At 38.0% G+C, this 15,321-nt stretch carries 16 protein-coding genes; 7 read left to right on the forward strand and 9 right to left on the reverse strand.

Going from position 1 to position 15,321, the window contains the following annotated elements:
- Positions 1-22 precede the first annotated feature (22 nt).
- Positions 23-1,177 carry a methionine aminotransferase gene (locus JWQ34_RS10785; RefSeq protein WP_299357264.1) on the reverse strand — a complete coding sequence of 385 codons (1,155 nt, stop codon included), beginning with the start codon at positions 1,175-1,177 and terminating at the stop codon, positions 23-25.
- An 87-nt stretch (positions 1,178-1,264) separates the two neighbouring features.
- On the opposite strand from JWQ34_RS10785, the gene JWQ34_RS10790 reads away from it, so the two are divergent.
- From JWQ34_RS10790 to JWQ34_RS10800, 3 genes are read left to right on the forward strand one after another with little or no spacing between them, the layout of a single operon-like run.
- On the forward strand, positions 1,265-2,230 hold the full coding sequence (locus JWQ34_RS10790) for an ABC transporter substrate-binding protein (RefSeq protein ID WP_299357265.1): 966 nt from the start codon (positions 1,265-1,267) through the stop codon (positions 2,228-2,230).
- Positions 2,230-3,096, forward strand: a complete 867-nt coding sequence (locus JWQ34_RS10795; protein ID WP_299357266.1) for an ABC transporter permease — start codon at positions 2,230-2,232, stop codon at positions 3,094-3,096. The genes JWQ34_RS10790 and JWQ34_RS10795 overlap by 1 nt, the downstream gene beginning before the upstream one ends.
- Before the next feature lie 13 nt (positions 3,097-3,109).
- The gene (locus JWQ34_RS10800) at positions 3,110-3,907 is read left to right on the forward strand and encodes an NIPSNAP family protein (RefSeq protein ID WP_299357267.1); all 798 of its coding nucleotides are present in this window, start codon (positions 3,110-3,112) and stop codon (positions 3,905-3,907) included.
- A 161-nt stretch (positions 3,908-4,068) separates the two neighbouring features.
- On the opposite strand, the gene JWQ34_RS10805 is transcribed toward JWQ34_RS10800, so the two are convergent.
- On the reverse strand, positions 4,069-4,257 hold the full coding sequence (locus JWQ34_RS10805) for a hypothetical protein (RefSeq protein WP_299357268.1): 189 nt from the start codon (positions 4,255-4,257) through the stop codon (positions 4,069-4,071).
- 181 nt (positions 4,258-4,438) lie between these two features.
- On the reverse strand, positions 4,439-5,632 hold the full coding sequence (locus JWQ34_RS10810) for a pyridoxal phosphate-dependent aminotransferase (RefSeq protein ID WP_299357269.1): 1,194 nt from the start codon (positions 5,630-5,632) through the stop codon (positions 4,439-4,441).
- Positions 5,633-5,876: 244 nt separating this feature from the next.
- Here JWQ34_RS10810 and JWQ34_RS10815 point away from each other — a divergent pair, with 244 nt between their 5' ends.
- From JWQ34_RS10815 to JWQ34_RS10830, 4 genes are all read left to right on the forward strand, one after another.
- On the forward strand, positions 5,877-6,848 hold the full coding sequence (locus JWQ34_RS10815; RefSeq protein WP_299357270.1) for a cation diffusion facilitator family transporter: 972 nt from the start codon (positions 5,877-5,879) through the stop codon (positions 6,846-6,848).
- Positions 6,848-7,288, forward strand: a complete 441-nt coding sequence (locus JWQ34_RS10820; protein WP_299357271.1) for an NUDIX domain-containing protein — start codon at positions 6,848-6,850, stop codon at positions 7,286-7,288. The genes JWQ34_RS10815 and JWQ34_RS10820 overlap by 1 nt, the downstream gene beginning before the upstream one ends.
- Complete coding sequence (gene bioA / locus JWQ34_RS10825; RefSeq protein ID WP_299357272.1) at positions 7,285-8,550, forward strand: adenosylmethionine--8-amino-7-oxononanoate transaminase; 1,266 nt, start codon at positions 7,285-7,287, stop codon at positions 8,548-8,550. The genes JWQ34_RS10820 and bioA overlap by 4 nt, the downstream gene beginning before the upstream one ends.
- 116 nt (positions 8,551-8,666) lie before the next feature.
- Positions 8,667-9,275, forward strand: coding sequence for a hypothetical protein (locus JWQ34_RS10830; protein WP_299357273.1), 609 nt, complete (start codon positions 8,667-8,669; stop codon positions 9,273-9,275).
- 267 nt (positions 9,276-9,542) lie between these two features.
- Here the strand turns inward: JWQ34_RS10830 and JWQ34_RS10835 are convergent, their stop codons facing one another.
- The 6 genes from JWQ34_RS10835 to JWQ34_RS10855 all read right to left on the reverse strand — a co-directional run bounded on the left by JWQ34_RS10835 (position 9,543) and on the right by JWQ34_RS10855 (position 15,246).
- Entirely contained in the window at positions 9,543-11,411 is a 1,869-nt protein-coding gene (locus JWQ34_RS10835) for an LTA synthase family protein (protein ID WP_299357274.1), read from the reverse strand.
- A gap of 66 nt (positions 11,412-11,477) precedes the next feature.
- Positions 11,478-12,116, reverse strand: coding sequence for a hypothetical protein (locus JWQ34_RS10840; protein ID WP_299357275.1), 639 nt, complete (start codon positions 12,114-12,116; stop codon positions 11,478-11,480).
- A gap of 72 nt (positions 12,117-12,188) precedes the next feature.
- Positions 12,189-14,291: a ComEC/Rec2 family competence protein gene (locus tag JWQ34_RS10845; protein WP_299357276.1), complete on the reverse strand. Its 2,103-nt coding sequence runs from the start codon at positions 14,289-14,291 to the stop codon at positions 12,189-12,191.
- A 90-nt stretch (positions 14,292-14,381) separates the two neighbouring features.
- The gene (locus tag JWQ34_RS10850) at positions 14,382-14,717 is read right to left on the reverse strand and encodes a MerR family transcriptional regulator (RefSeq protein ID WP_299357277.1); all 336 of its coding nucleotides are present in this window, start codon (positions 14,715-14,717) and stop codon (positions 14,382-14,384) included.
- Positions 14,718-14,744: 27 nt separating this feature from the next.
- A complete protein-coding gene (locus tag JWQ34_RS19140; RefSeq protein WP_367278610.1) occupies positions 14,745-15,035 on the reverse strand; it encodes a type II toxin-antitoxin system RelE/ParE family toxin in 291 nt (96 codons plus the stop codon).
- Positions 15,028-15,246 (reverse strand): hypothetical protein, encoded by a 219-nt coding sequence (locus JWQ34_RS10855; protein ID WP_299357278.1) that lies wholly within the window; start codon positions 15,244-15,246, stop codon positions 15,028-15,030. Before JWQ34_RS10855 ends, JWQ34_RS19140 begins: the two co-directional genes overlap by 8 nt.
- Positions 15,247-15,321 lie beyond the last annotated feature (75 nt).

Raw genomic sequence — 15,321 nt, forward strand, 5'->3', positions numbered from 1 at the left:
AACTAATACGTAATTATTTTCATCAAAGTTTAAAATCTATCAATCTATTAACGGCATCATCCAAAGTTTCTTGCCTTTTGGCAAAACAAAATCGTAAAACCTTGTGGTCTGTACCTTGTGTATAAAAAACAGAAGTTGGTATACAGGCAACCCCGGCTTCTTTTGTTAGTCGCAAGGCAAAATCAGTATCGGCTTCGTTAGTTAAGTGGCCATATCTAACAGATTGAAAATAAGAACCATATGAAGGTAATAATTCAAATTTAGTTTCCGCTAATCCTTTTTTAAAATGATCTCGCTTTTCCTGGAAAAAGGCAGGCAGGTTTAAGTAGATATTCTCATCTTTTAAATACTCAGCTATACCGTACTGCATTGCCGAGTTTACGCTGAACACCAAAAACTGGTGCACTTTTCTAAACTCCTGCATTAAATAAGCAGGAGCGAGGCAGTAGCCTACTTTCCAGCCGGTGGCATGCAGTAGTTTACCAAATGATGCTATTATAAAGCTGCGCTGCTGTAGCTCGAGATATCGTGCCATACTATGATGTATTTCACCATCGTATATTAAATGCTCATATACCTCGTCGCTTAATATTAGTATATCCTGATCTTTAACTATTGCGCTTAACTCCTCTATATCTTCCTGGTGCAAAATGGTAGCGGTAGGGTTATGTGGCGAGTTAAGTATGATCAACTTTGTACGATTATTGGTCAGTTTTTTCACCATGGCCCAATCAATGCGGTAATTATTGCCTGGTTGAAGCTCTAACGACTTTACAACGCCGCCCGCCAGTTTTATTGCCGGTGCATAACAATCAAAAGCAGGCTCAAATACAATAACCTCATCATTAGGGTTTATAATAGCAGTGATAGCGGTAAATATGGCTTGTGTGCCGCCGGCGGTAATGGTTATTTCGGTGTCGGGGTCATAGTCGGCACTATATAGTTTTTTGGTTTTATGGGCTATCTCATTGCGTAAAGCCTTTACGCCTGCCATTGGGGCATATTGATTGTGCCCATCCTTCATAGCTTTATTAACCAACTCAATTAATTCTGGCGAGCAATTATAATCAGGGAAACCTTGTGATAAATTTATAGCACCAACCTCTGCCGCCAGGGCAGACATGGTGGTAAATATAGTAGTGCCTACTTGCGGTAGTTTTGATACAATAGATGTCATGTTCGGCTAAATTAACTAAAAACTAATAGAGTGTCACCTTTTGCCTTCCAGCTTTTACCTTTCGCCCCATTTACTTAACTTAGTAAAATGAAAAAATATCTGCCGCTTATACTGCTAGCCATCCTTGTAACCGCCTGCCAATCTCCCAAAGTTAACAACGGGCCGGTGGTTGGCTTTGTTGATGCTTTTGAAGATGCTACCATAGCCCAAGCCCGGACCGGTTTTACCGATGCTTTAAAGAAAAATGGTTTCAGCGAAGAGCAAAAAACGGTTCAAATAGAATATCGTAATGCCCAGGGTGATATCCCCACATTAACCCAGATAGTCAATTATTTTGTATCAGAAAATGTCGACCTGTTGGCTACGTGTACTACTTTATCATCAGTTACCGCGGTGCAAAAAACTAAAACCATTCCTATTTTCGAAATGGTATCGCCAACGCCCGAACGGATGAAGGTATTGGATGCTAAAGGCAAAGCACCTGCCAATTTATTTGGCGCGGTTGAAGATTTACAATATATTGATACCTCGTTTTCTATCATCCCTAAATTACTAAAGCCCAAAGGCGCTAAGTTGGTTATCGGCATGATTTATAACCAGGCCGAACCACAATCGGCAGATGCTATGCAGCGTATTAAAGCACTGGCTGATAAATTGAATGTTACGTTAATAGCTTTACCGCTAAACTCATCAGCAGATGCACAACTGGTAACAAAAGCGCTTTTAGGTAAAAACATAGATGCCTTTTTTGCGAACCCTGATAATACCGTATTTGCATCGTTTGAAACCATATTAAAAAACTGTAATCAAGCTAATGTTCCCATATTTACCAGCGAAGCCGGTTTAGTGCAACGTGGCGCAGTAGCCGCTTTTGGTGCTGATATTTACCAATGGGGATATCAGGCCGGCGAACAAGCCGCACAATATCTTAAAACCCATAAAACTGATGGTTTAAAGCCGGAGATGGTTAAGATAAGGAAACGAGTTTATAACCCGGCAGCGGTTAAAAAGTATAATATCACTATACCTTCAAATTTTGAAGCTGTAAAATAATGGATTTTTACCTCACCGCTCTTTTACAGGGGCTTTGCTTTTCGGGTATAGCATTGGGTATATACATATCCATGAAGATATTTAACATCCCCGATATTACTACTGATGGCAGCTATACACTAGGCGGAGTTGTAACCGCCATATTGCTTACCCGCCATTTACCCGGCTATTTAATTTTACCGGCAGTTATATTTGCGGGTGGAATTGCGGGGGCTATAACAGGGCTTATACATACCAAACTTAAAATTAACCCATTACTGGCAGGTATATTGGTAATGACCGCTTTATACTCGATTAATTTAACTTTGATGGCACGGTCTAATTTACCGTTGATAGGTACATCATCTATATTCACATTGTTACAAATTTTGAGCAATCCCAATCAAAATACATTCTGGATATTGTCGTTATTTGTGCTGGGAATTACTTTGCTGATAGGTTATTTGCTGAAAACCGATTTTGGTATTGCTATGCGGGCAACAGGTAATAGCGAATCAATGATAAGGGCGTTGGGAGTTAATACCGATAGGATGAAGATTATCGGCTTAGCTTTAGCCAATGCGCTTACCGCTGTTAGCGGTTATTTAATAACCCAATTACAGGGATTTGCCGATATCAACATGGGCATCGGCATAGTGATAGTAGGGTTGGGGTCGGTTATTATTGCCGAAACATTGATAGGATGGCTGCATATTACTTCGGTATGGCTAAGCCTGGTTTTAGTATTGGGCGGGGCAGTAATATTTCAAATGGTATTGGCATTTACTTTAAATATTGGTGTCGATGCAAATTTATTAAAATTGGTAACCGCTGTTTTTGTATTGGTAATTGTAAGTTTACCACGTTTAAACCGAATAAAAGATTAACCCTCACATAAAAATGAAAGTATTATATAAAAACTGCCCTACCGTATTTGTTGCGCTTTTTGTTTGTGCAAGCTGTTTGTTTTCTGGAATGTATGCACAAGCAGCTTCTCCATATTATTACCAGATAAAAATTTATCATTTTAAAACAGCAACTCAGGAGAGCCGTTTAGATGCTTATCTGCAAAATGCATATATACCTGCATTACACAAAGCAGGGGTAAAAAATGTAGGTGTGTTTAAAGTGCTTAAACAAGATAGCCTGGACAAAAAAATATACGTGTATGTGCCTTATAAAACCTGGGAAGCTTTAGAAAATATCGATCAGAAACTATATAAGGATCAGGCTTACGTTGATGCGGGGAAAGATTATCTGGAAGCTTTATATAATAACCCGGTTTACACACGGATAGAAACCATCGTATTACGTGCGTTTCCGGGTGCGCCCGAACCTAATGTACCTAATCTGACTGCTAAAAAAGCCGACCGTATTTACGAATTACGCAGCTATGAAAGTGCTACCGAAAAGTACAATGCCAGCAAGGTAAAAATGTTTAACGTAGGCAATGAGATAGGCATATTTAAAGGCTATAATTTTAATGCAATTTTTTATGCCGAAGTTATAGCAGGCAGCCACATGCCTAACTTAATGTATATGACAACGTTTAACGGACTACAGGATAATAAAGACAAGTGGAAACTTTTTTTTAACGACGATAGATTTAAAGCATTAGGCAAAATGGACGAATATCAAAAGAATGTATCCAAAGCAGAGAGCCTTTTCCTTTATCCGGCAGATTATTCTGATTATTAAATTTATGACAAATACAGGCCGCTCATAGCTGCTTTATTTCACTATAAAACCACCGCCTATGACGGTAGGCCAAGGGTAAAGACTATGGTCAGTCTAATCGGTTTATAAAGTAAGTAAGGTTAGACTTGAGATGTTTGCTAATCTTTAATCACTAATCTTTATTACTCAAACTGCAATTCCCATTTATCTTCGCCGCCATCTACCACACGAAATATTCTTTTTTCGGCAGTCTCATTACTGTCAGACGAAATGATACGCACGATATCATGATCATGAAACTCTTCTTCTGTTTTAGGTATCATAATTGCGGTTAGAGAACGCGGATTACCGGGGACTGTTAAGGTTTTCATAGCATTGTTGTTTTATAATAGTGTAACAATGCAGATCAAAATAAGTTTCTGTTGTTCTGACGGGAGAGATAAAAACTCAAACATCTTTGGTGGATGTTTGAGTTTTTATCATCAATAATAGTAAACCTATTTTTAGGACGTTACAATTTATAACTCCTTGGAGAAGGCCGGGGTAAGGCTTTTAAGAAAGTTTACCCAACGCCGCTTTAATCCTAGCCATAGCTTCAACCAATTTTTCTTCGGATGCAGCGTACGACATACGGATAGATTTTTTATCACCAAATGAATCACCACCAACGGTTGATACATGGGCTTCTTCTAACAGATAGATGCTTAATTCGTCAGCATCATTAATGGTTTTGCCTTTGTAGCTTTTACCAAAGTAGTAAGTAACATCAGGGAAGAAATAGAACGCGCCATCAGGCAGGTTTACTTTTACACCATCAAGCTCGCTCATTAATTTATAAACAATATCGCGGCGTTTTCTAAATGCTTCGCGCATTTCCAGTACAGTTTCTAAACCACCTTCGTAAGCGGCAATACCAGCACGCTGGCTGATAGATGAAGTGCCTGATGTAATTTGTCCCTGCAACTTATCGCAAGCGGCAGCTATCTCTTTGTTTGAAGCCGAGTAGCCTAGGCGCCATCCTGTCATTGCGAAAGCTTTAGACCATCCATTGATAATAACTACGCGATCTTTTACGCTTGCAAACTGCGCTATTGATTCATGTTTGTCAACAAAGTTAATATGCTCGTAGATCTCGTCTGATATAATGTAGATCTCAGGATATTTTTCAAATACTTTAACTAATCCTGCTAATTCAGCTTTGTTATAAACACTGCCGGTTGGGTTACAGGGTGATGAAAATAAGAATACTTTAGTTTTAGGGGTAATTGCCGCCTCTAATTGCTCAGGTGTAATTTTAAAATCTTGTTCAACAGCGGTATCAATAAAAACGCTTTTGCCTTCTACCAGCTTTACAACTTCAGAGTAAGATACCCAGTAAGGCGTAGGGATAATCACTTCATCGCCCGGATTAACCAAACAAAACAAAACGTTGGCAATTGATTGCTTAGCACCTGTTGACACAACGATCTGGCTGAAATCATAATCCAATCCGTTCTCATTCTTCAATTTGGCAGCAACAGCCTTACGCAGTTCAGGATATCCCGGTACCGGGGTATAATAGGTGTAATTATCATCCATTGCCTTTTTAGCGGCTTCCTTAACATGCTTGGGGGTATTAAAATCCGGTTCGCCAAAGCTAAGGTTGATCACGTCAACACCTTTTGCGGCAAGTTCGCGGCCCATTTTGGCCATTTTAATAGTAGCTGATTCTGACAGGTTATTTATCCTGTTACTTAATGCACTCATAGTTGTTTTTTTATATTGATGCGGCAAATATAGAAATTCTATAGTAAGTGGATAGACTAAAAATGAAAAGTCTTAAATAGCAATAAATATCTTTTTTTTTCGCCATCTGTGTACTCACAGATGGCGGCATTTTTGTAATTAGTTGTCTGTGAAAATACGGATAAGGATAGTGAAACTAAAAGGAACAATTAACAGTGATTCCCATTTGATATTTATAAATTTGCCCCCCATAAATAACGCCGTTTTGAAACAACAAAAAAAAATCATCCTTATTTCGCTTATTACTGGTATTGTATTAATGCTGGCTAAGTTTGCAGCATACATATTAACCAACTCTAATTTTGTATTAACAGATGCCGCCGAAAGCATAGTTAATGTAATAGCCAGTTCTTTTGCTTTTTTTAGTATCTATTTGGCGGCCTTACCGAGAGATGAGAACCACCCTTACGGCCATGGTAAGATTGAATATTTTTCTGTTTTTATAGAAGGCGCTTTAATATTTGTTGCCGGTTTGGTTATTATAATGAAAGCGGTTTACAGTGTTTTCCATCCTAATATCATACATGACCTGCTTATTGGTGCCGGTATTATAGGGGTAACAGGTGTAATTAATGGTGCTTTGGGTTATTACATGATAAGCAAAGGAAAATCACTCCCATCTATAACTATTGAGGCCGATGGCAGACACCTGATAACCGATATGGTTACAAGCGGGGGGTTAGTGCTGGGCTTATTGCTGATACAGTTTACTAAGATTTTACTGCTTGATAGTATATTATCTATACTGGTAGGTGCTTATATTATATTTACGGGTTATAAATTGGTTCGTAAGTCTGTTGCCGGCTTAATGGACGAAACCGATTTTGAGGTTGTGGACAATGTGGTGAAGTTTTTAAATGATAAACGCCGGGATGAATGGATAGATGTACATAATTTCAGGGCGCAAAAGTATGGTAACGAACTGCATATTGACTGCCACTTAACCTTGCCTTATTATTTTGACCTGAACAGGGTGCACGAAGAGGTATCATTAGTTGATAAATTGATTAATAATGGAGTTACCAAAACAGAACTATTTATACATGCCGACCCATGCCTGCCTAATTGTTGCCATTACTGCAATATGCCCAATTGCCCGGTAAGAGTTGAGCCTAAGACCGAAGATATAGTGTGGACGATGGATAGGGTTATCCGCAATAAAAAACACTTTGAGTAATGTATCAATTTAACGTACGTGTTTATGGTCTGTTAATTAATGACGATAGGGAATTACTGATAAGCGATGAACAGGAGTATGGTATGCAATTTACCAAGTTTCCGGGTGGTGGCCTGGAATATGGAGAAGGCTTGATAGAAGGCCTTAAACGCGAGTTTGTTGAAGAATGTAATGCTGAAATAGAAGTGATCAATCATTTTTATACGACAGATTTCTTTGTGAAATCGGCCTTTAACGATTCGCAGATCATTAGTGTTTATTATGTAGTAAATAACTTGTCGCCATTAAATTTATCTTTCAAAACCATTCCGTTTGATTTTGATGGCGATGGTGAAATATTACAGGCCTTCCGTTGGATAAAGTTAAAGGATTTGAAGGTAGAAGATTTTACATTCCCGACAGATCAATATGTTGCAAAACTTTTAATTGATAGTATATGAACCTGGTAGAGCGAGATTTAAAAGTAATATGGCACCCCTATACCCAAATGCAAACGGCGAAACCGCCTGTGCCCATAGTTAGGGGGGAAGGGGCTTGTTTATATGACGAGGATGGTAAAAAATACATAGATGGCGTATCATCGTGGTGGGTTAATATACATGGGCACTCGCACCCCTATATTGCTAAAAAAGTTGCCGAACAGCTAACACAACTGGAACATGTGATATTTGCAGGGTTTACACATCCTACAGCTGTTGAATTGGCGGAACGATTATTAGCGATATTGCCCAACAATCAGCAAAAAGCATTTTATTCTGATAATGGCTCGACCGCGGTTGAGGTTGCCATAAAAATGTGCCTGCAATACTGGAACAACCAGGATAAACCCCGCACAAAAATACTGGCGTTTAAAAACGCTTACCACGGCGATACTTTCGGAGCTATGGCTGTAAGTGGCCGCAGCGCTTTTACAGCAGCGTTCGACTCGCTTCTATTTGAAGTTGAGTTTATTGATCTACCCAACCAAAGCAACATACAAAATCTCAAATCTCAAATCTCAAATCTCAAATCTCAATTAGCTTGCTTTATTTTCGAGCCGTTGGTACAGGGATCAGCAGGTATGCTGATGTATAAGGCTGAATATTTAAACGAACTAGTAGCGCATTGCCGCAAAGAAGGAGTCTTAACAATTGCCGATGAGGTATTTACCGGTTTTGGGCGCACTGGCAAGCGTTTTGCCTGCGACCATATAACTGAGCAGCCAGACATAATGTGTTTCTCTAAAGGGCTTACAGGCGGTACTATGGCCCTTGGGCTAACCACATGCACCCAACAGATCTTTGACGCTTTTTTATCTGACGATAGGTTAAAGACATTATTTCACGGGCACTCGTTTACCGCCAACCCGGTTGCATGCTCGGCGGCTTTAGCTAGTATGGATCTATTTTTAGAGACATCGACAGCAGAGAACATAAAACGTATAGCCAATTCGCATAGTCAATTCGCTTTAAAAATTAAAGATCACCCTAAAATAAAAACTGTAAGGCAAACGGGCACCATCATAGCGATGGAGTGGGAGACAGGTGATAATACGTCTTACTTTAGTTCGCTGCGTGATAAATTGTATCATTATTTTTTAAGTGCCGGTATAATTTTGCGACCCCTTGGAAATATTATTTACATTTTACCTCCATATTGCATTACCAACGCCGACTTGAATTACATTTACAGCAAAATTGAGCAGGCGCTGGAAGAGATATAAGTCAGCCCCTCCTAAATCCTCCCCGGTAGGGAGGACTTTTAATAAAGGGCGAACCAATAAAAATAACTATTAAAAAAATAAAGTCTCCCCTACCGGGGGAGATTTAGAGGGGGCTTATGAGCTTAAACAATATACTACCTACTATAATTGCCGATAATCAACTACATGCTCGCTGGTTAAACACCCTGTCGTTAATGGAAAATACCGGCGCGCGTAAAATATCAGCCAGTGAAGACCCAGCTACAGTTACTTATATCATACTAAAACATGCCGCCGAAGAGCATCGTCATGCCTTCTATCTAAAAAAACAGATAGAAAAAACAGGTAAAACGCTTTGCCCTACCTATGCTGATGAATACCTGGTTGCATCTAACTATAGCAAGTATTATTTAAATATGCTGGATGTCGAAGTATGCCGCTATTTAAAGAAAGAACTTAACTTAACTGGCAAAGAGCTACGCTTTGCTGCATATTTATTGGTTACCTATGCCATAGAGGTACGTGCCGATGAACTGTACCCAATTTACCAGGATGCGTTGGATAACGCAGGAAGCAAGATTAACGTAAAATCTATTATTTTGGAAGAAGAAGGTCATTTAGAAGAAATGATCAACCAACTCAAGCAATTCTCACCGCAATGGCAGTTACATGCGGATAAAGCAGTAGCCATGGAAACCCGGTTGTTTAATGATTGGGTGGTAGCGCTGGATAAAGAGGTGAATTAACTTCTGTTTAAGACTTACGAAGTTTTAAAACTTCGTAAGTCTTTCGCCGTAATACCTAACATTCTTATGCATGATTCACCCAAAGTGATTCACTAAAAATTTTCAAAAAAGCATTAAAAGTCATAAACAGCTTGTTTATAGTTATTTACATACTTTATCTAAAGTTTTTGTACTGATTCAGAGTGATTCACTCCATTTTTGTAAAATTCTTATTTACAAAATGTTATAGGCAAATAGTGATTCATGTGATTCATTATTTATGAATCACTAATATGCTAAATACTCCGTAAATATTTGCTGCATAAAGGCCTTACCATGTAATAAGGTTTTATCAGTTAAAGCCTGGTTGGCATTTTTATTGCGTCTGTAGATAACCCGTTGGCCCGAGCTATCATAAGATACCGCCTGCTCCGGAAACATAAAACCAAAGCCATTATCCCAATCAAAAAACGCAAACGCGGGTGTATATGGGTTCAATAAATTTTTAGACCATTCAAATTTTTGTTGCGACATATGCAGCTGAGCCAACAAAGTTGCAGCAATATCAATTTGGTTCCCTAGCTTAGTTACTTTAGTTCCCCGGTATTCCGGTTTAATAACATCTCCGAAAAACAAAAGTGGAATATGATACTTAGCAGGATCAAATGCTGCAGCCGTACTCTTAGGTAAACGGTGTCCATGATCGGCCACTAAAATGTATAACGTGTTTTTATGCCAACTATGCTTCTTTGCTTCCTCAAAATAAGCGTTCAGGCATGAATCTGTAAACCAGGCCGTGCTTCTAAACAGGTCGGCAACATCTTTACCTTTAAAGTGTGGTGCACCCGGCAATAAAAAAGGCTCGTGATTGGTTGAGGTTTGCAATAGCGAAAAGAAAGGTTTGGTTTGCTTATTCAGGTAAGCTATATGCTTGTTAAAAAGCACATTGTCATAAGCCCCCCATGTTGTACCAACCTCGTTTTTCTGCATGGTCTTCTCATCAATGATATGATCTGTTTTATGATCGGTCATGTAGGTAGCAAAGTTCATATAATCGCTGTTGCCGCCATAAAAGTAGGAAGTAGTGTATCCCTTGTCTTTAAACTCAGTCATCAATGATGGCAGTTTCCTTTGTTTTAGTGTATCAGTAACAATACTTCGAATGGCTTGTGATGGGTAGCCACTTAATATGGCTATTATACCTTTATCAGTTCGGTCGCCTGCCGAATAGATGTTATTAAACAATATGCCGCTTTTAATAAATTTTTCTAAATTGGGTGCATCGCCTCTTTCACCGCCTAATGATTCAACAAGATCAGCTGTGAAGCTTTCCATCTGGATGATAACTACGTTGGGTTTATCGGTAGTTAACATATTTACAGTGGTGTCTTTCTTTACCTTAAATGTTTCTGTAACAATATTCTTAGCATCTACATCAGGCAAAAACAAATATGGGTTATATGGCTTACGTAGGTTCTCAAAAATATTATTAAACAAGTTCCACTCTGTATTTTGTGCCGAAAGATCCAATAATTGATTATCAGAAAAATAGCCGACACTCTGATTAATAGGATCAGGCGATAAGGTGCCGCGAAGTATCACAAAATTAATCGCCACCAACAAAACCGAATAGATGAGTTTGTTTGTAGTACTTGTTATCGGTTTTTTAAAGGCAAGATCAAGTATAAAATAGGATAAAACAATACCGGCAATTAGCAAGATCGCCATTATAGTAAAATTCAGCACGATAGGGGCAGATGCCGTTGATGACATAGACTCGGCAGGCGAATTGTATAATGTATCAAACGCTCTGAAATTAACCTTGGCACCCCATTCGGTAAATATCCCCAGATCTATAATAGCTATGAAGGTTATAAAAAAGAGGCAGAACCAGGTGTAAGCTTTCAGCCAAATAGGTTTAATTGGTTTCTTACCCAGGAACCAGTTGACAATAAACACCAGCAGCGGGATTAAAGCGATATAAGCCGTGGCCGAAGCATCCATACGGATACCATAGAGGTAGGTCTTTACTATATCAGTAAAAGTAGTACCGTGAAGTTTGGTGTGGAAGTATAGCTCGAATGTTGCCCTCGTTAAAGCGAAGAACAGCAACCAAAAAATATAAAAGCGTATAAAACTATAAAGGCTTCTCAACATCGGAGGGCAAAAATAACTATTTTACCATAAGGTTAAGAAGCCTTTAAAAAAATGTTACAGGGCTGACTATTTACCGCCGCTCATTGCTTTCAGGTCATCCAATGATATTTTATCGAAACCTGCAATACCAAAACTACCGACAGGGACTTTTTCTTCGCTTACTGATTTTAAAGTAACATTAACCGGTTGCCCTTGTTGGATCGAAGTAAACTGAATAGGTGCGCCGCCTGCATCAATAAATGGTTTTGTTAAAACGTTTACCGGTAAAACAATATCATTAGTTATCCATGCTGTATACGAGCTACCGCTTTTTGTATCTTTAACATCAACTTTTTTGCAATTAAACCCGTTAATTACCTTTGTTTCGGTAGTTGGAGTGAAAGTAAATTTTGGTGCTGCTGCAACAAACTGATCTATTTCATCGGGTGTTAAAACTGCGGCTTTTTTCATTGATGCCACGGGCACATCAACCAATATAGCAAAATAAGTAGCCTTACTGTTAGTAAGCATTTTTATGGTTGCGGGGCCTTGTTGGGTTACCGCTACGTTTGAATCAGCAGTAAAAGACACTTTTGATTCGCCATCGCCCATAGCAGTTTTTAAACTATAAGTTGCTACACCTTGGGTATAGGTTTTTTGAGCGCTCGCGGTAAATGCTACAGCCGTAAATGCCAGGCTTAGGGCGATTTTTAATTTAGTATTCATGTTTTTTTTGTTTATTAATCACAATTTAGTTGTTTATGGCTTATTAAGCAAACTTTCGCCTTAATAAATTTTTTAATTAGATAGTACAACTAACGAATTGTTACGCTTTATTATTTTATAATTTATACGGAGCGTTTTAGCTTGTTTCTCCCAATCAACAATATACTTATCCATGTTACTACCGTCTATCACTAACGAAGCATATTGATAATTCTTATCCAGTTGGGCTATTGATGTATGCGGATTACCGGTTATGTACAGATAATCAACTTTTAGTTTGTGAGATAGATTTTTGTTTTGAAGTTGCTTATCAAACAGCAAAACCTTTTTATTTTGAAATTGGATAAGGTTATTGTTCTTAACCAGGAAAGTTGAGTTTATATTCTGCCTTGAATTATAAATAGAAGTATCTGCGATCTTACAGCTATCTAGATAAGGTTGTATGGAGTACTGATAATTCTTGTCTGCGACATTCAAATCTGATAATACAATTGCTTTATCCCCTTGTTTAAATATGATGCCCTGGTGTTTCTTCACGTTTAAAAAAGTGATGCTATCAGCCTGAACGGCGCTTATACGTTTAAAATTGATGCTTATAGTTAATATAAGCATAGTTATTAACCCCACTTGTAACAACCATTTCTTCCTGTCAAACAAAAAATAAAACAGGCATATAATAATAAGGTAAGCTAATAAATATTCAAATGTGGTTAACCATATTTTACTAATACTGGCAAATGGAACATGCTCAATAATTACCAGTACTTTATTCATTATTACTATGGATTTTTCTAGCACCCAACCCAGCGATACAGAAACAATCGGCATTTGCGGCAACACTAAATAAATCATCCCCGCACATAAAATAATCTCGGCCGGGATGATGATAAACAGATTGCTCACCAAAAAATAAACCGGGAACTGGTGAAAATAAAATGCGCTAAGCGGAAACGTAATAACCTGCGCTGCGATAGACACTGAGCAGGCCGTCCAGAGTTTATCGGCCCATTTGTTTTTAAAGGTTAGCCATTTATAAACCAATGGTTGGAATATAATTAACCCCGCAACTGCCAGGTAGGATAGCTGAAACCCAACATCCGTAATAAATAAAGGATTGTACAATAACAGGAAGAATGCAGATATAGCCAGTATATTTAGAGTATTAATATACCGGCTATAAGCCCTCCCGATAATAATTAAACTGATCATCACCGCTGCCCTGCATACGGCGGGAGAGAAGCCGGTAAGCATGGAGTAATACCATATCAGCGTTATAATTAATAGCGCTTTAAATACCTTGCCATATTTATATCGCACCAAAAAGCCAAACACCAGGTTAAGCAAAAGATAAATTATAGCCACATGCCCGCCTGAAACAGATAATATATGTATGGTACCGGTTTTAGAATAAGCTTGTAGCACTTCATTGCTTAGATCAACCTTATAACCCAGTATTAGGGTAGAGGCAACAGCAATGGCCGAGGTATCATGCATGTTTAGTTTAAACTTTTCTACTAAACGCTGTCTTAGTCGTAAAGAATAAGCAATGATTGGATTACCCGCGTTATTGTTTAAGACCGCATACTGCTTAGGATACAAAAAAGCCTGGTGATAAATATTCTGGTTAGCCAGGTACTTTTTATAATTGAACTCGGCCGGATTGAATGGTGGGTCGATGGTGCTGTATTTTGCGGGGATCAATAACTCATCGCCGTAGTAAAGTTTATTAGCCGTAGTATCTTTTATGGCGATGAGTAAAGTACCTGTTGTATTTACTCTTTTGCTATTAATGACCTTTTGCTCAACTGTTGATGTAAAGCGTACTAAACCGTTTTTAAGGTTCGGTTCGTTATTTATTTTTACGATAAGATATTGAGCTGGTGTGTTAGAAAAATGTTGAGCGTTATTTAGTTCATTGTATTTAATAACGCTGGCCCAACCAATTAAGAACAAAATTGTTGTTATCAATGTCCCGCCAATCCATCTCACTTTATACAAACCAAACCGGGCATAATTAAAATTGAGGATAATAAAAATTGAGCTTAATAGCAGGAGTAGTGCAAGTATCCAAATAAAGTATGTGGCTGACGAGAAACTCAACCCTAAAGTAATCCCTAACAGAAAAGGGATAATAAGTACTATAAATGGGATTTCGCCTTTATGATTTGCTACCACAATTAAGATTCACAGGATAAAAGATTATAGGGTTTTTATTACGCTAATCTAGTCAAGCTAATCCTTAAATCCTAAAATTCATGGTTCAGATTAGAGTTGATCTCTTACTTCCAGTAAAAATTTCTTCAAATTCTCAAGCGAGTTGATAACGCGCTGGCTACCCTTGCTATCATTCAGATTACCTTTTAAATGTTCTTTGGCGCCTTGTAGGGTATAACCTTTATCTTTTGTAAGATGGATAATGATCTTCAGGTTCTCAATATCCTCGGGAGTAAATAAACGATTGCCTTTTTTGTTCTTCTTGGGTTGAAGCACATCAAACTCTTTTTCATAAAAACGCAGTAATGATGGGTTAACATCAAACATAGCCGATACCTCGCCTATGGTATAATACATTTTACTGATCTCGTGTTCCTTATAAGACATAGACAAATGTAGGGGTTAATTTCGGAATTAAAACACCCTTGGATTTCTGCTGGTGTGAAAAACAGATACTACATAAACCGCAGTATTTGACTCATCGATCCAGTAAATTATTACGAAAGGAAATTTATAAATTGATACCGAACGTAACTCGTCAATATATTTTATTGGAAATTGATGCGGATTATTTTCCAGAAGGCTTAAATAATAATTAACATCGTTGTAGAATCTGTTTCCTAATCCTATTTGTTGCTCCTCGTACCAATCATAAGAGTCTGATAATTCATTCTCAGCTATAGCTAATAACTCTACTTTAAACACCTTCGTATCGCTGTTTTATTTCACTCCATGAACGCGATGTTGTTTTACCTGATAAAAAATCAGCTTTACGCTTAACCATTTCTTTTATCTGTTCATCAGATAAGACATAATCATTACTCTCGCTTCTGTAGTGATAGCTTAAACTGTCTAAAAAAGCTAAAAGCACTTTTTTCTCCTGATCATTTTGAATATCAATTTTCAAAGTCTCCATAAACAAATTTAACGTTTTTTGTTATAAAGTTCTATTTTGGAAATATAACAATGTAATATAACAAAACTTTCCGTC

The sequence above is a fragment of the Mucilaginibacter sp. genome, from assembly GCF_028288185.1.
Classification (GTDB): domain Bacteria; phylum Bacteroidota; class Bacteroidia; order Sphingobacteriales; family Sphingobacteriaceae; genus Mucilaginibacter.